This is a genomic window from Chitinophaga sp. 05T412 (genome assembly GCF_056396465.1).
Window position 1 is genome coordinate 166,151 of record NZ_JBFTLN010000014.1, and the last position, 18,137, is coordinate 184,287.

16 protein-coding genes are annotated in these 18,137 nt (G+C 43.3%); 7 read left to right on the plus strand and 9 right to left on the minus strand.

Annotated features, from left to right (window positions below):
• Positions 1-354 precede the first annotated feature (354 nt).
• From AC1DFM_RS26795 to AC1DFM_RS26810, 4 genes are all read left to right on the plus strand, one after another.
• The gene (locus AC1DFM_RS26795; protein ID WP_477079841.1) at positions 355-1,494 is read left to right on the plus strand and encodes a cystathionine gamma-synthase; all 1,140 of its coding nucleotides are present in this window, start codon (positions 355-357) and stop codon (positions 1,492-1,494) included.
• Between the two features lie 140 nt (positions 1,495-1,634).
• On the plus strand, positions 1,635-2,408 hold the full coding sequence (locus AC1DFM_RS26800; protein WP_477079842.1) for a TIGR02757 family protein: 774 nt from the start codon (positions 1,635-1,637) through the stop codon (positions 2,406-2,408).
• A 17-nt stretch (positions 2,409-2,425) separates the two neighbouring features.
• Positions 2,426-3,367, plus strand: coding sequence for a DUF6263 family protein (locus AC1DFM_RS26805; protein ID WP_477079843.1), 942 nt, complete (start codon positions 2,426-2,428; stop codon positions 3,365-3,367).
• A complete protein-coding gene (locus AC1DFM_RS26810) occupies positions 3,367-3,711 on the plus strand; it encodes a hypothetical protein (protein WP_477079844.1) in 345 nt (114 codons plus the stop codon). Before AC1DFM_RS26805 ends, AC1DFM_RS26810 begins: the two co-directional genes overlap by 1 nt.
• Positions 3,712-3,784: 73 nt before the next feature.
• On the opposite strand, the gene AC1DFM_RS26815 is transcribed toward AC1DFM_RS26810, so the two are convergent.
• Together AC1DFM_RS26815 and AC1DFM_RS26820 are read right to left on the minus strand one after the other, a co-directional pair.
• On the minus strand, positions 3,785-4,441 hold the full coding sequence (locus AC1DFM_RS26815) for a sterol desaturase family protein (RefSeq protein WP_477079845.1): 657 nt from the start codon (positions 4,439-4,441) through the stop codon (positions 3,785-3,787).
• Between the two features lie 169 nt (positions 4,442-4,610).
• Complete coding sequence (locus tag AC1DFM_RS26820; RefSeq protein WP_477079846.1) at positions 4,611-5,888, minus strand: serine hydrolase; 1,278 nt, start codon at positions 5,886-5,888, stop codon at positions 4,611-4,613.
• A gap of 150 nt (positions 5,889-6,038) precedes the next feature.
• On the opposite strand from AC1DFM_RS26820, the gene AC1DFM_RS26825 reads away from it, so the two are divergent.
• On the plus strand, positions 6,039-7,052 hold the full coding sequence (locus AC1DFM_RS26825; RefSeq protein ID WP_477079847.1) for a fumarylacetoacetate hydrolase family protein: 1,014 nt from the start codon (positions 6,039-6,041) through the stop codon (positions 7,050-7,052).
• A 2-nt stretch (positions 7,053-7,054) separates the two neighbouring features.
• The gene (locus AC1DFM_RS26830) at positions 7,055-7,942 is read left to right on the plus strand and encodes a flavin reductase family protein (RefSeq protein WP_477079848.1); all 888 of its coding nucleotides are present in this window, start codon (positions 7,055-7,057) and stop codon (positions 7,940-7,942) included.
• Between the two features lie 135 nt (positions 7,943-8,077).
• On the opposite strand, the gene AC1DFM_RS26835 is transcribed toward AC1DFM_RS26830, so the two are convergent.
• From AC1DFM_RS26835 to lysS, 3 genes are all read right to left on the minus strand, one after another.
• Entirely contained in the window at positions 8,078-8,839 is a 762-nt protein-coding gene (locus tag AC1DFM_RS26835) for a DUF4197 domain-containing protein (protein ID WP_477079849.1), read from the minus strand.
• A gap of 39 nt (positions 8,840-8,878) precedes the next feature.
• Positions 8,879-9,712: a universal stress protein gene (locus AC1DFM_RS26840; RefSeq protein WP_477079850.1), complete on the minus strand. Its 834-nt coding sequence runs from the start codon at positions 9,710-9,712 to the stop codon at positions 8,879-8,881.
• Between the two features lie 209 nt (positions 9,713-9,921).
• Positions 9,922-11,439, minus strand: coding sequence for a lysine--tRNA ligase (gene lysS, locus AC1DFM_RS26845; RefSeq protein WP_477079851.1), 1,518 nt, complete (start codon positions 11,437-11,439; stop codon positions 9,922-9,924).
• A 291-nt stretch (positions 11,440-11,730) separates the two neighbouring features.
• Between lysS and AC1DFM_RS26850 the strand changes: the two genes are divergently transcribed.
• Positions 11,731-13,881, plus strand: coding sequence for a S9 family peptidase (locus AC1DFM_RS26850; protein WP_477079852.1), 2,151 nt, complete (start codon positions 11,731-11,733; stop codon positions 13,879-13,881).
• Positions 13,882-14,594: 713 nt separating this feature from the next.
• Here the strand turns inward: AC1DFM_RS26850 and AC1DFM_RS26855 are convergent.
• The 4 genes from AC1DFM_RS26855 to AC1DFM_RS26870 form a co-directional block, all read right to left on the minus strand.
• Positions 14,595-14,933, minus strand: coding sequence for a tRNA-binding protein (locus AC1DFM_RS26855; RefSeq protein ID WP_477079853.1), 339 nt, complete (start codon positions 14,931-14,933; stop codon positions 14,595-14,597).
• Positions 14,934-15,198: 265 nt separating this feature from the next.
• Positions 15,199-15,750 carry an LPS export ABC transporter periplasmic protein LptC gene (lptC, locus tag AC1DFM_RS26860; RefSeq protein ID WP_477079854.1) on the minus strand — a complete coding sequence of 184 codons (552 nt, stop codon included), beginning with the start codon at positions 15,748-15,750 and terminating at the stop codon, positions 15,199-15,201.
• Positions 15,751-15,871: 121 nt separating this feature from the next.
• Positions 15,872-17,167 carry a BamG family beta-barrel-assembly machinery protein gene (bamG, locus tag AC1DFM_RS26865; protein ID WP_477079855.1) on the minus strand — a complete coding sequence of 432 codons (1,296 nt, stop codon included), beginning with the start codon at positions 17,165-17,167 and terminating at the stop codon, positions 15,872-15,874.
• 170 nt (positions 17,168-17,337) lie between these two features.
• Positions 17,338-17,973: an LON peptidase substrate-binding domain-containing protein gene (locus tag AC1DFM_RS26870; RefSeq protein ID WP_477079856.1), complete on the minus strand. Its 636-nt coding sequence runs from the start codon at positions 17,971-17,973 to the stop codon at positions 17,338-17,340.
• Positions 17,974-18,137: the final 164 nt, after the last annotated feature.

Consider the following 18,137-nt stretch of genomic DNA (forward strand, 5'->3'; position numbering starts at 1 on the left):
TTATAAAGCCAGAGAGGCAAAGTAGCCTGCAGTTTAACTGTTGACTACTTTGCCTCTCTGGCTTTTATGTAGATGCTGTTTACAGCATTGCTTTAAAAAAGAAAAGCGGTAAGAATACCGCCTTAAGAATTTTAACCATATCCTATGAAAAACCTAAAACGAATTTAGTCCGATTATACATAACCGTTAGGTGCGAATTGGTGAACGATATAAAAATGTTCGTAACCGCTGAGTTTTTTGAGATCATATCTTAATACTAGCTAAAATGGACAATACATTTCGTCATGTTCAATCGCAAAAACTGGAGTATATTTGGAAACCACCAGAAATTACTCATTTTTAAATCATTAAGACATGAAGCTGGGAACAAAACTCATACACGCAGGTGTAGCCCCCGATCCATCTACCGGTGCTATTATGACACCCATTTTTCAAACATCTACCTATGTGCAAAGTGCGCCGGGGGTACACAAGGGCTATGAATATGCCCGGACACAAAACCCTACCCGTGATACGCTACAAAATGCACTGGCAGCCATTGAAAACGGAACACATGGCATTTCCTTTGGAAGCGGGTTGGCAGCCACCGATGGCGTGATGAAGCTACTGAACCCCGGTGATGAAGTCATTGCCACCAACGACCTCTATGGAGGTACCTATCGCATATTTACCAAGGTATTTGAGCGTTACGGTATCCGGTTCAATTTCATCGACATGTCAGATGCTAAAAACATTGAGGCGCATATCACCCCTCAGACAAAGATGATCTGGCTGGAAACACCTACCAATCCACTCCTGAGAATCATAGACATAGCCGCCTGTGCGCAAATAGCCCGTAAGAGTGAAATCATGCTTTGCGTAGATAATACCTTTGCATCTCCTTACCTGCAAAATCCGCTGGATCTGGGCGCTGATATCGTGCTGCATTCCGCTACCAAGTACCTCGGAGGTCATAGCGACGTGGTTCATGGTGTGGTAATCGTAAAAAATGAAGACCTGGCCCAACGGCTGTATTTTATACAAAACAGCTGCGGCGCTRTTCCTGGCCCACAGGATTGCTTCCTGGTGCTCCGCGGTATCAAAACTTTACATGTGCGCATGCAGCGCCACTGTGAAAATGGAATAGTAGTGGCTAATTTCCTCCGTAACCACCCCAAAGTAGACAAAGTATACTGGCCCGGATTTACGGACCATCCTAATCATGATATTGCCAAACAACAGATGCGTGGCTTCGGGGGCATGATGTCTTTTACCCTGAAAGACGACAGTATAGAAGCTGCCAACCGTATCCTGAGCACTACCCATCTCTTTTCACTGGCCGAGTCACTAGGAGGAGTAGAATCGCTGATAGGGCACCCTGCCAGCATGACCCACGCTTCCATTCCCCGCGAGGAAAGAATAAAAAATGGCCTGGTAGATTCCCTCATCCGGTTAAGTGTGGGTATTGAAGATGCAGACGATCTTACCGCTGATCTGGCCAACGCAATCGGTTAAGTAATAGATTTTAATTCTTATCCGGTAAAAATTATCTTTACCGGAACATTAATATTTATCCTAACCATATCCAGCGCCTTTTTATGTCAAAAGCGATTGTTGATATAAAATGGTTTACGGTGATACACGTGATTTAACTTATGAAAATCGAGAAACTAAGGGAGTTTTTGGATGCAAAGGCCGCGTATTACAACCACACGGACTTTATAGCAAATGACCCCGTTTGCATACCGCACCGTTTCAGTGTATTGCAGGATATTGAAATATCCGGTTTTTTCGCGGCCATACTGGCCTGGGGAAACCGGACCAGCATTATCAACAAATGCACGGAACTGATGAAAATGATGGATAATTCGCCGTATGATTATATCCGTCATCATCAGCCGAAAGACCGGATGAAATTATTTTCATTTTGTCACCGTACGTTTAATGGCCTGGATTTGCTATACTTTGTAGAGTTTCTCCAACATTATTATACCAATGTAACATCGCTGGAATTTGCTTTCAGCGCACATCTCAGCCCACAGGATGATAATGTGGAAAAAGCACTGACCGGATTCCGGAAAGTATTTTTTTCGCTGGAACATCCACAGAGAACCGAAAAACATATTGCCACCCCGGCTAAGAACTCAGCATGCAAACGATTGAACATGTATTTGCGCTGGATGGTAAGGCAAGATGAAAATGGCGTGGATTTTGGACTTTGGCAACACATATCACCGGCGCAACTGGTATGCCCCATGGATGTACACGTAAGTAGGGTAGCCGCCAGACTGGGCCTGATATCAGAAGCAAAAGCCGATTGGAAAACAGCGGCCGCCCTCACCCACCAACTGAGAAAACTCGACCCTGACGATCCCGCCAGGTACGATTTTGCCTTATTTGGATTGGGCGTAATTGAAAAATATGTTTGATCAAATAAAAAATGGTAATGAAAAGAATTCTGGGACTGATTGTAACGGTGGTAACACTGGCCTTTTCCGCTAATGCACAGGAATATGTAGCCCTCAACTATACCTTCCATAAAGGAGAACTGTTTGAGCTGGAACAGAAAAGCAGAAGTGAAACCTATATGACTGTCAACGATATCGTACAACGCACTACCCGCGATTACAACAATATCATTACCATTGAAGTAACAGACATACAACCCGGCAAAACCACCCTCACCTTCCGATACAAAGATTTGAAATTTAATTTCAACGCTAAAAATCAAAACATCTTTGTGGATGCCAAAGTAGCCAAAGCCGATGAGCCCTTCCAGGCCGGACTGGCGAAAGTATTGAATCAACCTTTTACTGTTGAAATACAAACTACCGGCATCATTAATAAAGTGGAAGGACTGGATGATATCCTCAACAGTGCCAGCAACGCCTTCAATGACCTGAAAAAAGATGAACAGGAAGCTTATAAAAAATTAATGAAAGACCAGTTTGGCACCACCGCGTTCCAAAGCTGGCTGGAACAATTACTTATCATGTATCCCGCTCACGGCATTAAAACAGGCACCCAATGGGAAGAAAATGTGCCTTTACGTGGCGGCCTGGTAGGTAGTGTTGATCTTTACTGGAACCTGCAAACCTGGGATGCACAAACCGCTAAAATTGGTGGTACCAATAAAATCAAAACAGATAAAGTACAATTGCTTACCCTGGACGATGGCATTAAAGCCACTGCAGAAATTTCAGGCACCACTTCTTCCAACTACCTGATTATGCGTAGCAGCGGCCTTCCCAGCATCTGTGTGCAAAACACGGATATGTCTGGCGACTATACCTACAAAGCCAATAAAGCCAAACGTATTAAGCACGACCTGAAAGTCCCTGTGAAAGTGGTGACCAATGCTTCTTACAAAATAAAACAAATGAAATAATGACAGCATTGCCAGCACCATATCTGCAGGAAGCCGCGACATGGACGCAGGAACACTTCGAAATAAGTGTACCCGTTAATGTTAGCTACGAATTACTGGAAGAAATACTTGCTAAAAGGCTGGAAATACTGATCAGTGAAAACTTTCAACAGTTTATATTTTTGTTGTACCGCACAGATGTATCTGAAAAACGCGTGAAGCAAATACTGGAAAACGCTGTGACTAACACAACAGATCCGTATAGATCTATCGCAGCACTGATTATTGAACGACAACTACAAAAAATTGCCTCAAGGGCTACCTATAAACAGGATAATTTACCTGACGACGAAGAAAGATGGTGAAATAGCTATTAGCTTTTAACAAAAAATGCAGCGAAGATTAGTCCTCGCTGCATTTTTTGTTAAAAGCTAATAGCTAAAATGTTAGTTCCTTTACTTTTTCTTTGTCTTCCTTCTCCTTGTCCAAATCGAAGAAAGTACCAAATACCCGATCCCATACGGAAGAACTTACGCCAAAACCTTTGTCTTCACTTTTATAGTGATGGAGGTGATGGTTGCGCCACAGCGGCTTCATAAACCGGAATGGCGGATTCCACGCATGAATAGCGTAGTGCATACTGCCATAAATCAGGTATCCCAGGATAAAACCGGGGAAAAACATAAAGGTGATTTGCCGCAGGAAGATATATTGCGCGCCAAAAATGGCGGAAGCGAGTATCAGACTGGGTACCGGAGGCATAAACAACCGTTGCTTGTCTCTCGGATATTCATGGTGATTACCATGCATCACATAAATAAAACGCTGCACTTTAGGATTATCACTTGCAAAGTGAAACATAAACCGATGCATGATATATTCAAAGAATGACCAAAAAGCCATGGCCCCAATGAATATTCCGAATACGGTGCCGGGTGTAAAACCTAATGTGTCGTGGCTATAGTAAAGCATATAGCCAATAATGGGCAAATACAGCCCCCAGATCACCAATGGATGCGTTTTGGTCAGCATCTCCAGATACTGGCTTTCAAATAATCTTGCCTGTCCTTTGTTCTTAATCTTTTCAAACTTCATAACCGAATTTTAGAGAGCAGTTACGGGATATGAATAAAACCTTCCTTATAAGCCCCGATAGTCATGTCAAAAATGATGCGCATTTCAGATATGGCTGTCAGTAAAAAAGCAAAAATACAACGTTCATGTATTATTTCCCGCACTATACAATGCCGAAAGGCTATAAATATTATCTATTCCCTTGCCCTTGTTCCTGATAATTGATCTTAAATTGTTGCAGGTTAGGTAAATACTTTTTTCTGCGCTGCAATTCGTATTGGTAAATAATTTCCCCTATCTCTCTGAAGAAAGGATATCCCTCTTCATCATATTCATATTTATTATCATTCAAAATACCATCCCGGTTCACGTAAATATTGCCGGTCAGCATAAATTCTACTTTATGCTTAAAATCCACCACATAGGCCGCATCGGTCAGGAACCCATAAGACCAGCCAGCTTTATTAAATACACGTATATGGGATGGAATGTTTTGTCTGCCATCTTTAAAGAAAAAAAACTTGGTATAGCTGTTATAGTACTCGGTGGTATCATACTTAGGCCATAACGTTTCTGACGGGTATTGTGACATATAGCGGTATAAAAACTGCTGATCTTCTTTTGTGAGATGGAAACGCGCGGAGGCGGCCACTGATGCGGGAAACAACACAGACTGCAGCATATGCTGTAAATCTTCCAATGCGAAATTATTGTGCTTCGTAAAATCCATCGGTAAAAAAACGAGGTGGTCGTTTTTGTCCAGGTAGCCTTGACCGATTGTTACCTGGCGACTGTAATCGAACCTCAGCGTGTCATAAGCGGCTGGTTGTGCATAGATTAGTCGTCCGTTTTCCACAAAACGCAGGGGATTGGTATGCCGGTTCTCCTCTTCCGTTAATGGCATAAAACGCCGTACAATACGCATATCTTTATAGCCCATGGCCCATAATCTTTCGTGAATGCGTTGTTGCCCAACAAATTCGTATAGGCGATTATAGGCATCATTATCACTGACCAGAAATACTCTTTTGATATAATGATAGATGGATGGCAACCTATTCTCCGCGGTACTGTCTGTATACACTTTTTCCTGCCCCTGCCAGGCGCTGTCTGTCAGCATAGGCGTATTCCCGGTGAGCCCCGGAATATTCAGCTCATGCAGCTTTTCCAACGCCAGCAAAGCAATAGGCAATTTCACGGTGCTGGCTGGATTGTAATATTTGTTAGGATCTACGTCCAGGTAATAATTTTTAAAATGAGGCATATTATCCGCGTCCCGGTCAATCTGCGTATAGATAAGCTGGTAGCGGAATGAATCCGGACATTGCAAAATGTGCTTCAGCGCCGGCGAGCCTTCCCGCTGCAACAAATTTTGCAGCATCGTATCTGTACGGGATTGCCCCTGTACAATAAAGAAATGGCTGCAGTATAACAAGATCAGCAAACAGGAACGCATATACGTGGTCATCTGTCTATAAATATAAACCAATTAGCTGGCTATAGTGCCCATTTTTATGATCTTTTGAAAAAGACAGGACCGCACGAAAAAAAATAGACAAACCATTTAAAGCCCATTCTTATATTTGGTCCATCATACAACCAGAACAATTACCGACACATGAAACTAGTAAGCTATTTAAGAGAGGAAACAGACCAGTTAGCCATCCTGGTAAACGGCCTGTTATACAATACCCAGGAACTATTCCCGGATCTTCCAAATAACATGGGCATGTTCCTGATGATGTGGGAAGATGTGATTGATATTGCCAAACAAGCGGATGCCCTGCTGAAAGCAGGTAAGAACCCCAGTGGTGCTACCGGAGTTCCGGTGGGGAGTGTGCAGTTGCTGTCTCCTGTACCTTTTCCTACTTCCTGCCGCGATGGATATGCTTTCCGTCAGCATGTGGAGGCTGCACGCCGCAATCGTAAGGTGCCCATGATTCCKGAATTTGATCAGTATCCGATTTTCTATTTCACCAACCATAACGCCATACAGGGTCCTGGCGATATTCACTGTATGCCGGATCACTTCCAGAAACTGGATTTTGAACTGGAAGTAGCGATTGTTATCTGCAAAGCAGGCCGCAATGTTACCGCAGCAGAAGCAGATGACTATATTGGGGGCTACATGATTATGAACGATATGAGTGCACGTACCCTCCAAATGGAAGAAATGTTGCTCAACCTGGGGCCAGCCAAGGGTAAAGACTTCAGCACTGTAGTAGGCCCCATGCTGGTAACACCGGATGAACTGGAATCGCTGAAAATACCCGCCAAATCTAATCATACCGGCAACAACTACGACCTGAAAATGACCTGTAAAGTAAACGGCGTCACCGTTAGTGAAGGCAACATGGGTGATATGGACTGGACCTTTGCCGAAATCGTAGAACGTTGCGCCTATGGCGTAAATATACTCCCCGGAGATATCATTGGTAGCGGCACTGTAGGCACCGGCTGTTTCCTGGAGCTGAACGGCACTGGCAAACTGAATAATCCGGACTATACCGAACAATGGCTGCAACCTGGCGACATAGTAGAAATGGAAATAACCGGTTTAGGCACCCTTTCCAATACCATTGTGAAAGAAGATACCGACTTTTCTCTGCTGGCACTCAAGAAAAAAGCATAAGCATGCAAATAGATCCGTCTCAGTTAAAAACCGTGGAGCTGCATGCTTATTTACAGAGCGCCATCGCACCGCGCCCTATCTGCTTTGCCAGTACCATAGATGCGGATGGACGACCTAATTTGTCGCCCTTCAGCTTCTTTAATGTATTTGGCTCCAATCCACCCACGCTGATATTTTCACCGGCACGCCGGGTACGTGATAATACGGTAAAGCACACACTGGAAAATGTATATGCTACCAAAGAAGTGGTGATCAATGTAGTGAACTATGCGATGGTGCAACAAACCTCGCTCAGTAGCTGCGAATACCCGCTTGGCACCAATGAATTTGAGAAAGCCGGTTTTACACCGGTGGAATCTGAAAAAGTAAAGCCATTCCGTGTAAAGGAAAGCCCCGTGCAATTTGAGTGCATTGTAAGGCAAATCATTGAAACAGGGCAGGAGGGAGGCGCCGGCAACCTCGTTATTTGCGAGCCGGTGATGATACACCTCGATGAAAACATACTCAATGCTGCCGGCAAAATAGATCCGCATAAAATAGACCTGGTGGCACGCATGGGCGGCGACTATTACTGCCGTGCCTCCGGCGATGCTGTATTTGAAGTAGCCAAACCCAATACCCAATTAGGTATTGGCGTAGATGCTTTRCCAGTTGCTATCCGCCACAGCACCATTCTTACCGGCAATAATCTTGGACAGCTGGGCAACGTACATGAAATGCCGGTAATTGATGCCGCCTTTTATGACGACCATCTCAAAAATATTATCCAATACTACAGTGTTACACCAGAAGAAATGGATAAAGAGTTACATCGCTATGCCCAAAAACTGCTCGGAGAAGGGAAGGTAGGCGCGGCATGGCAGGTGCTTTTGACGGCAGTGGGGCAATAACACGAAGTTGAGCAGAAGGCGAAAAGCATAAAGCTATTGTAGCGAATTACCTGAGCGGATAAGTAATTTCAATACCCGCGCTAATCATTCGCTACAATAGCTTTATGCTTTTCGCTTTATGCTTTCTGCTTCATGTTATTTCGCTCCAAACACCTTCTTCAACAGGTCAGAAGTTCTGGCGGCAGGATTAGCACGAATGGCTAATTCTTCTTTCGCAATCTGGTCAAACAGGGCATTTACGGCCATAGTGGTTACGTAGTCCTGCAGGTCCGGATTTACCTTGTTGAAGGTAGTAGGCAGTTTGTTATAATTGGTAACGATATCTGAATAATAACGGGTAGCAGCCGTGCTATCCAATGTTTTCTTAATAACTGGCAGGAACGCTGTTTTCAGCGAGTCTGTTGTTTTGCTTTTGAAGAAGTCAGTAGCAGAAGTTTGACCACCTTTTACCAGGTTCAAAGCATCTGTTAATGTCATTTTTTTGATGGCAGATACAAAGATTGGCGCCGCATATCCTACTGCTTTTTCTGCAGAACGGTTGATTTGCAGAATTGCTTTATCCACCTGTGGGCCCAGTCCGATTTGGCGCAGGGTATTACCTATTTTCACAGCATCCGGTGGCAGCAACAATTTATACACATCACTACCAAAAAATCCGTCCTTCTTATTGAGTTTGGCAATACCTGCTGCGACTCCTTTAGCCAGGGCTTCTTTGATAGCACCGCCTGCATCAGATTCTGTAATACCCGCCAGCGAAAGGCCGGATGAATTATTGTTGGTGCCATTGTCTTTATTGGTAGCTGTTTCCAACTGTTTGCCCAATTTTTTCAGGAACTGTGCCTGACTGGCCTGCAGGCAAAAAAAGCCCAGCAAGACTAATAATGAACGTTTAAGCATAGTGTGATTATAAATATTAATATCTTTCAAAAATATACATTATTCGTGTAATGTCAACAGCGGTATATGCGTTTTGTACGCCAGTTTCAGCGTGCGGCTGCGTTTGAAAATGCTTTCAAATAATCCATGCTTTTTAGGGATGGTAAGCACGATATCTGCTTTATTTTCTTCCGCAAATTCTACAATTCCTTCTACTACATCCGGGTTATCGATGAAATGATATACCGGGTGAAAATCTTCCAGCAACGTATCCAGCATTAATGTTTCAAAAGGTGTATCTGTGCTGAAATGCCGGCTTTCATGATCAATGTTGATGACATGCAATTCAGCGTTAAAAATGTGCAGTAATTTCTTCAGTGGCTCTACGGGTGTAGTTTCAGCTACTTTACGGAGATCTGCGGCAAACACTATTTTTTCAATGGGTTTATACTTTGCTTTACCTGGGACAATCAACACCGGGTAACTGGTATGTTTTACTACATCAATGGTGTTAGATCCTATCAGCACCTCTTCCAGCTTACTTCCACCGGTAATTCCCATCACAATCAAATCTACTTCTTCATTCTTACACACCTCTTCTATGGTAGCAGCTAACAGGGTATTGTCCGCCCTTGTTACCAATGAAGCATCAGCGGGTATCAGGTCCTGTAATTCTTTCTTCATCTTCTCCAATCCTTCCTGGCTGGCAGCCTGCAAATCGTCCGGATTTACCATGGGTATCATGGTAGGTATATCCGGAACCGGAACAATCAGCTCATATGCGTGATACAATACAATACGGGTACTGCCTAAGCTATTGGCAAGTKACAGTGCATAAATAGCAGCGTTGTAGGCAGTATCAGAAAAATCAGTGGGTACTAAGATTGTTTTCATACGGCTAATTTTAAGAAACAGTGATGGGCTACTTAAAGTTAACGATGTGCATTGGTATATGAACGCCTACTGAAAATTTGATGCCATTTTTTTAAAGAGCTGAAAGCGAAAAGCAGAAGGCTTAAAGCTATTGTAGCGAATGATGAGAGCGAGTAATAAATTACCCATTTGCTCTTATCATTCGCTACAATAGCTTTTTGCTTTACGCTTTATGCTTTCTGCTGCTCTGGTTTCATCTGCGGGAAGAACAGCACATCCTGAATAGATGGCTGATTCGTCATCAGCATGGTTAAACGGTCAATACCGATACCGATACCAGAAGTGGGCGGCATACCGTATTCCAGGGCACGTAAGAAGTCGTAGTCGATGTACATAGCTTCATCATCGCCACGTTCCATCAGTTGTACCTGTTCTTCGAAGCGTTCGCGCTGGTCAATCGGGTCATTCAGCTCACTATAGGCGTTGGCTATTTCTTTACCATTCACCATCAATTCAAAACGTTCTACCAGACCGGCTTTGCTACGATGTTTCTTCGTCAGCGGGCTCATTTCTACCGGGTAGTCAGTAATGAAAGTAGGCTGGATATAGTTGCCTTCGCATTTCTCACCGAAAATTTCATCAATCAGTTTCGCCTTTCCTAATTTAGGATCTACGTGTATGCCTAATTGTTTGCATACATCGCGGAGCTGGGCTTCATCCATATTGGCGATGTCTATACCGGTATGTTCCAGGATGGCTTCATACATGGATACGCGACGGAACGGCGCTTTGAAGTCGATGGTTTTATCACCTACCGGAACGGAAGTAGTGCCGTGTAAGGTAATGGCGATTTTTTCCAGCAACGATTCTGTGGTACGCATCATCCATTCGTAATCTTTGTAGGCGGCGTACATTTCCATTACGGTAAATTCCGGGTTATGGGTACGGTCCATTCCTTCGTTACGGAAGTCTTTTGCGAACTCGTATACACCTTCAAAACCACCTACAATGAGGCGTTTCAGGTATAATTCGTTGGCTATACGGAGGTAGAGCGGCATGTCCAGCGCATTGTGATGCGTTACAAACGGACGTGCGGTAGCCCCACCGGGGATTGGTTGAAGAATCGGCGTTTCTACTTCCAGGTAGCCCAGGTTATTGTAGAAATCGCGGATGGTTTGCATGATTTTGGTGCGTTTGATAAACACCTCTTTCACTTCCGGATTGATTACCAGGTCAACATAGCGCTGACGGTATTTGAATTCAGGATCGGTCACTTCATCGAACACTTCTCCTTCCTTCTCTTTTACCACCGGTAACGGACGTAATGACTTTGCCAGAATAGTGAACTCTGTAGCATGGATGGATGTTTCGCCGGTTTTGGTAACAAAACCATATCCTTTTACACCTATAAAATCGCCATGGTCCAACAGCTTCTTAAACACTACATCGTACAATGTTTTGTCCTCACCAGGGCAGATTTCATCCCTGCGGATATAGATCTGGATCTTACCTACGCTATCCTGGATACGGACAAAAGCAGCTTTACCCATATCATTTTTAGCCATAATACGACCTGCCAGACATACCTGCTGGAATTGTTCTTTCGTTTCTTCCGAATAATTAGAAACTATATTAACGGAAGTATCATTAACCGGGTACTCCGCTGCAGGGTAGGGATCTATACCTAAATTGTGCAGCTCCTGTAATTTTTCCCGGCGTATAATCTCTTGCTCAGATAATTGTGTCATGTAGTAAGTTGTAATTCCTATTGGAGTGCAAAAATAGTAAAAAGGGCTGTAAGACTACAGCCCTCTTATTTTTTGACCATATCCTATGAAAACCATTTTAAAGGTAACCGCTTCCACTGCTATTTACAGCCCCATTTACCAGGCGAGAGAAAATCTTTCATAATTGGTGGCATTTGGCTAATAGCTGGTTTTTCCGGGCCTGCCCGTTTGTGTAAATTGTCGAGACTATTTTATAGTTATGCTTATTTTCGCCCGCTAACGACAAGATAAAACCACCTGATCTTACAAATTATGAGAAGCGAACAATGGTTTAAGCCAACCACCATCAGCAGTATAGCGTTATTGCTGCTGTCAGCCCCCTGTTTGCATGCGCAACAAAAGCAGGATATTACTTTCGAACAGGCCTTTAAAGGCAAAAACACTGGTATTGCCAAGCCGTTGCCGGCCATCCGGGAATGGACCGATGCGGAACATTATCTGGAAATGCGCCCTGATGCCGCCAATGGCCGTATGCAGGCCTGGACAATAGATGCCCGTACCGGCAAAGCCACCATATATACCGCACCGGTAGACGGACCCAGTGTAGAAGTACGTGAAAAAGATGTGTTTTATAAAGCCGCCGATGGCAGCACTGTACGTTTAACGAATGATGCCGCAGAAGAAAAAAATCCTACCCTTTCCCCGGATGGAAAATATGTGGCCTTTACCCGTAACAATGACCTTTATAGCGTAGAAATAGCCAGCAAAAAGGAAACCCGTTATACCAACGATGGTTCTGACGTAATCTATAATGGCTGGGCATCCTGGGTATATTATGAAGAAATCCTGGGACGACCTACCCGCTACCGCGCTTTCTGGTGGAGCCCTGACAGCCGCAAGATTGCCTACATGCACTTCAACGACAGCAAAGTACCGGTATTCCCGATCTACAGCGAAAAAGGTCAGCACGGCTATCTGGAAAATACCCGTTACCCTAAAGCCGGCGACCCTAACCCTGCTGTGAAAGTAGGCGTGGTACCTGTTTCCGGTGGCGCTACCACCTGGGCCGACTTCAACGAAAACGACGACCAGTACTTCGGTATGCCATTCTGGACGGACGACAGCCAGCAATTGTGGATGCAATGGATGAACCGCGGACAGGACAACCTGAAAATATATAGCATCAACCCGCAAACCGGCGCTAAGAAAGAAATCTACGATGAAAAGCAAAAAACCTGGATCGATTGGTTCGATGCGGTGCCTTTTGTACAAAATAACCAGGGCTTCCTGCTGCAGAGCGATAAAACAGGCTGGTCGCACCTGTACCTCTATAACATGGACGGCTCTCTGAAAAAGCAGCTGACTTCCGGCAACTGGACCGTGAAAGAGGTATTACAGATAGATGATAAAAACCAGCTGGTGTACTTCACCGCCCGGAAAGAGGCTTCCACCCGTTTTGACCTGTACAAGGTKAGCATGAAAACCGGCGTGATTACCCGTTTGACCAAAGGTGATTATAACAATACCATCAAAATAGCCCCTGGTGGCCAATACTTCATTACCACTTATTCCAATTTGCAAACGCCTTCTAAAATGGCCCTGATGGATAATAACGGTAAGGTAATCCGGGAACTGGGTGATAGTAAAGGGGAGCATTTTGAAGATTATAACCTGGCAAAAACGGAGCTAAAAACGTACAAAACCCGCGATGGTCTTACGTTGCCATACACTATCACGATGCCATTGCATATGGAGCCGGGTAAAAAATACCCTATCCTGATCAGCATCTATGGAGGTCCTAATGCCGGCACCGTATACGACACCTGGAAATACAACAACACCCAACAATGGTGGGCACAGGAAGGTGTTATTCAAGTAGCCATCGATAACCGCAGCAGTGGGCAACTGGGTAAAATGGGGATGAATTATATCCATCGCCAAATGGGCAAATATGAAATTGAGGATTATATGGATGCGGCGATGTTGCTGCGGGCAGAACCCTGGGCGGACGCCAGCAAAATATGTATGACTGGTGGCAGCTTTGGCGGTTATATGACCTGTATGGCCCTCACTTATGGTGCAGATGTATTTACCCATGGTATGGCCAATTTCGCTGTAACTGACTGGCAACTATACGATAGCCACTATACAGAGCGCTATATGGATAGTCCTGCTGAAAACCCGGATGGCTATAAAGCTACCTCTGTAATGACGTATGCGGATAAATACAAAGGACTGATCCGTATTGTGCATGGTACCATGGATGATAACGTACACATGCAGAATTGTATTCAGTTAATCGACAAACTGGAAAATCTGAATAAGCATTTTGAATTTATGCTATATCCTGGCGAACGTCATGGCTGGGGTGGTTTGAAAAGTGTGCATTCAGCTTCCGAATCTTACCGGTTTATATATAACAACCTGTTGAGCAAGCCTTTTCCGGCTCAGCTGCAGCAATAGCGTTCACCACGTCAACTGATTATTACGGCCTGGCCTGCAGCATATGCTGTATGTTGGGCCGTAAATCATTTATAATCAATGTAATAAGTATTGATATAAAGGTGTAGGAAGATGATTACTGCTGTGTGTATAAATGAAAGAAGATATGAATCGGGAGGTGTAGAAAAAGAAACAGGGCTGCAAGACTACAGCCCCGAAAAATTTTAACCATATCTTTATTGAAAAACCTATACCAAAGGTGGCCGATTTTTACGACACTGCAGTGAGCATTCTAGTGAATGATATATTTTATCCGGTAAACGTAAGGAAAGAGAAGGTGAACGTATGAAGGCAAAAAACGCTTCAAGATAACTTTACATACGAGTATTTCGACGCAACTTATTGACTATCAAACCGAATAGATGTTCAAACACCTATTAGGCTCTTTTGGGGACAGTAGGGTTAAGAAGAGAAATAAAAAAGGGTGGTAAGAATACCGCCCTTGTAATAATTTTAACCATATCCTATGAAAAACCTAGAACAAAGATATATCGCCGAATTTAGTTGTTGGTTTCATTTCCGTGAACGATGTATTATTGTTCGTGAACTGATGATAATGGTTAATGTGTTATTATATTATTTTTATAATAATATTATTAAAAAATAAAATTAGATTAAATAATTACTTCTATATAATTGATAATCACTATAAAATAATATTCTCTATTTTACTACTAGGCTATACGTTGTCCGTTCACTACTGGCTTATCGGGCTGAAGCAATATAACCGCCTTATTATCGCCTACTACACCCAGCACAAGGCACTCAGACATAAAATTTGCAATTTGTTTTGGCGGGAAGTTCACAACTGCCACAATTTGCTTTCCAATGAGTTCTTCCTTTTGATATAGACTGGTAATTTGGGCAGAAGATTTTCTAATACCCAGCTCCTCCCCAAAATCTATTACGAGTTGATAGGATGGGTTACGGGCTTTGGGAAAGTCATTAGCTTCCAGTATAGTACCCACTCTGATTTCTACCTTTTCAAAATCCGGCCAATTGATAGTTTCCATTTGYGCTAATTTATTTGATGAAATATAGCAAATAATGAGAAAACAGGCTGGCTAACATTCACGGCTGTACGTTGGAGATCTTTTTGTGCCCGGCAATAACAAAGGAATCCGTTTCGATGTTATAATGTATGATTTTCTTACCAAGACAGCCCAAACTGGCATAATTATTGGCAATGTTCACCCAAATTTTAGGTTAAAAAATAGGTTAAAGCGAAATAACCCCACCTGCAGAGGTGGGGTTATTTCGTATATATCTTTCCGTTAGCTAGTTTAAATTGGTAGTACTGTCTTGCACCGTAATAGGGCCGCTCACTTTGAGGATTTTTTTAACACTGAAATCCTCGTTTGCTTCCAGCCCCCATCCATGGAGGGAATCGGTAGGTGTTTTTATAAAAACCTCCTGTGTGGAGTAGAAGATCTTGCGTTTGGGGTCCCAGTTTAATTCTTTGGTATCCAGTCTTTCCCCTTTCTTATTAATCACCACCACACTATCTGATAAGTAAACATTGCCCTCTTCTTCCAGGTACTTGCCTTTCTTGGCAGAAAGGGTGCTTTCCAGGCCCAGCGTGTCGTTGTACATGAATACCCTCAACCCTTTATTGAAAGCAACATAGGAGGGTTTATCCAGGCTGCGCTCCATAGCCGGCGCCAGCAGCTTCGCATTTACTTTTCCTCCCTGACTGAAAATAGTGACAATATCCACCCCATTTTCGGTAGCGGCTTTTTTAGAATCGAATTCCATCACCGTTTGTATATCATTCTCACAACTACTAACGGCAATGGCTATTATAAAAAATAAGATAGTTCTCTTAATCATTTTGAGCAATAATAGACCAAAGATAGTATTTAGCTGCTAGCTATTGGCTTTTAGCAAAAATGCAGCGAAGATAATCTCCGCTGCATTTTCGCTAAAAGCTAATAGCCAATGGCCATAGACTTTATTCGTATTTACGTTTTATAAACCACTTATCGCTCAGGGTGAAGCCTAATGATATGCGGTAGATATTTTCTTTCAGTACTGTTTGATTGTTACCACGGCGAGCTATTTCAAACGCCAGGTTTACCATGCTATATTGGTTGGAGTAAGCCATACGACGTACAGGTAAGCCTGCACCTACTGTGAAGCCTGTCATAGGCATTGTTACACCGTTTAACTTCAGGTAGTCATTACCGTAGTAAGCTCCCAGACGGTAAGCTACTCTGTTCCAGTAACCGCTGAGGGCCATTGCGTTTGGTACAAACTGTCCACCCACAGATAATTTCCAGGCACTCTGTAATACAGAATCTTTTGAACCGAAGCTCTGGAAATTCTGCCACTGGCTGCTGTTGAAATCTACTCCGATGCTCCATTTATCGAATTTACGGAGCATTACACCCACTGCAAATTCTTCAGGATATACCACGGTTCCTCTTTCTCCTTTTACATATTTGACCGTATCCTGGTTGGAGTAGTTTCCTCCATTGTCATACTGCAGTGTTTCGCTCAACATTTCCTGGCGGGCATGCATATTTTGCTTCAGGCTACCGGAGGCACCAAAGGTGAGATCCATGTCCTTCGCCATTTTAGCCCTGTATTGCACCCCCAGTTTGTAGAAGAAGCTGCTATAACTGGTACGGAACATTTTATGAGAAGGGTAAATGCTGGCATCCGGGAAGAATAACCGGGTATTATTTTCAATATTGCCGAACAGATAACCCAGGTTTACACCAATGCTGAAGTGGCCAAAGCGTACGCCTGTACCGGCATACAGCTGATAAAGACCACCACTGCCTTCATATTTGTTGGTCAGCGGATACTTAAGTGTATCGAAATAAGCACCATTAAATCCTTGCTCGATATTGTAAGAAGACCTTGTTACCGGACGAAGTCCAAGGTTCAGCCCCCATTTATTGACAATTAAGGGTATGCCTAATTGCAGATAAGAAAGGGTTCCAAAGCCGGAGCTAAATTTATTTCCCTGGTCAGTAATGGATCTGCCTCCTCCTTCAACGCCTACGTCGAAGGTTGTCAGCACTAAACTGGAATAACTGGCAGGGTTAACAAAGTTAACCGACTGTGGATCGCTATAAGCCTGAGAAACTCCACCCATACCACGGTTTACCGTGTTTTGGTTGTTATTCAGATCTCCTAATCCGTAGCGGGAATATGGTGAGTTGTCCTGTGCGATAGCCTTATTTGCAATCAGGAAGAAGCTTCCCAGTAGGCAAAGAATACTGACTTTTGTCCAATGCATTGAGTTACAGAATTGAGTTTAAGCCCTTATTCCAGATAAAATATGGGTCTGCAAATATCTACTTTTTAAGGCGGGAAGCAAAAAAAACAAAAAAGCTACCTGTTAAATACACGTTAAAGTTCCCCTTCTGGGCCCTTGAAACGTATACCAGACAGGCATCTTACTAAAAACTATAAATTATCGGCAGATAAGTTCCGGAAGTGGCCGTTCAGCATGACTCTTTCTTTCAGCCTTTCCATCTCTGCCATCATGGGAATTACTTTGTGCAGATGACGCTTCAGGTATTCCAGGCGCTGTGTTTCATAAAAGAGGTGTAACAGCTCGTATTCCTCATCCAACGACAAACCAGCATGATGCGCCAGGTCGTAGGAGCGGAGCTGATCATCTTCTTTCTTGAATGTTTTATGAATTTGCAGGATGGCATGTAGTTCCCGCACCCCGTGCAATACTTCCTGCAAAAGCCGGGAATTGCCCTCTTCACTATTTTCCGGGTAGTTTACAATGGCCCCGGCATATAATTTTTCAGGAATTTCCCCTACCTGCTCCAGCATCCGAAAAACGCTGTCACCAGTGGTTACAATGTCCATTTCCCCGGTTTCATATATTTTTTCTACCTTTTTTATTTGCACCAGTGTTCCATATTCCATAATTTTTTTATTTATTACAGTTGGAATTCCAAAAGGCTTATGTTCGGCGATGCAAGCTGCCACTAGTTGCTTGTACCGGGGTTCAAAAACGTGAAGGTTTAATTGCTCTCCCGGATACACTACAATTCCAAGCGGAAATATGGAAATAAAATTCGTCATTAGTATAATAATACGCAATTGGACTGACAACCAATATACGTTAGTATGATAATTTATCCGGAAAAGGGTAAAAGATAATTATCTCTTTTTCGTAAAAAGTTGTAATATCTTCGCTTAAGCATTTACTTATATATAAATATATACCAGACAATTATTCAAACTGA

Coding starts and splice junctions, on each gene's coding strand:
- AC1DFM_RS26800 (WP_477079842.1), top strand. CDS start 1,635: ATGAAAATCGAGAAACTAAGGGAGTTTTTGGATGCAAAGGCCGCGTAT.
- AC1DFM_RS26805 (WP_477079843.1), top strand. CDS start 2,426: ATGAAAAGAATTCTGGGACTGATTGTAACGGTGGTAACACTGGCCTTT.
- AC1DFM_RS26810 (WP_477079844.1), top strand. CDS start 3,367: ATGACAGCATTGCCAGCACCATATCTGCAGGAAGCCGCGACATGGACG.
- AC1DFM_RS26815 (WP_477079845.1), bottom strand. CDS start 4,441: ATGAAGTTTGAAAAGATTAAGAACAAAGGACAGGCAAGATTATTTGAA.
- AC1DFM_RS26820 (WP_477079846.1), bottom strand. CDS start 5,888: ATGACCACGTATATGCGTTCCTGTTTGCTGATCTTGTTATACTGCAGC.
- AC1DFM_RS26835 (WP_477079849.1), bottom strand. CDS start 8,839: ATGCTTAAACGTTCATTATTAGTCTTGCTGGGCTTTTTTTGCCTGCAG.
- lysS (WP_477079851.1), bottom strand. CDS start 11,439: ATGACACAATTATCTGAGCAAGAGATTATACGCCGGGAAAAATTACAG.
- AC1DFM_RS26855 (WP_477079853.1), bottom strand. CDS start 14,933: ATGGAAACTATCAATTGGCCGGATTTTGAAAAGGTAGAAATCAGAGTG.
- lptC (WP_477079854.1), bottom strand. CDS start 15,750: ATGATTAAGAGAACTATCTTATTTTTTATAATAGCCATTGCCGTTAGT.
- bamG (WP_477079855.1), bottom strand. CDS start 17,167: ATGCATTGGACAAAAGTCAGTATTCTTTGCCTACTGGGAAGCTTCTTC.
- AC1DFM_RS26870 (WP_477079856.1), bottom strand. CDS start 17,973: ATGACGAATTTTATTTCCATATTTCCGCTTGGAATTGTAGTGTATCCG.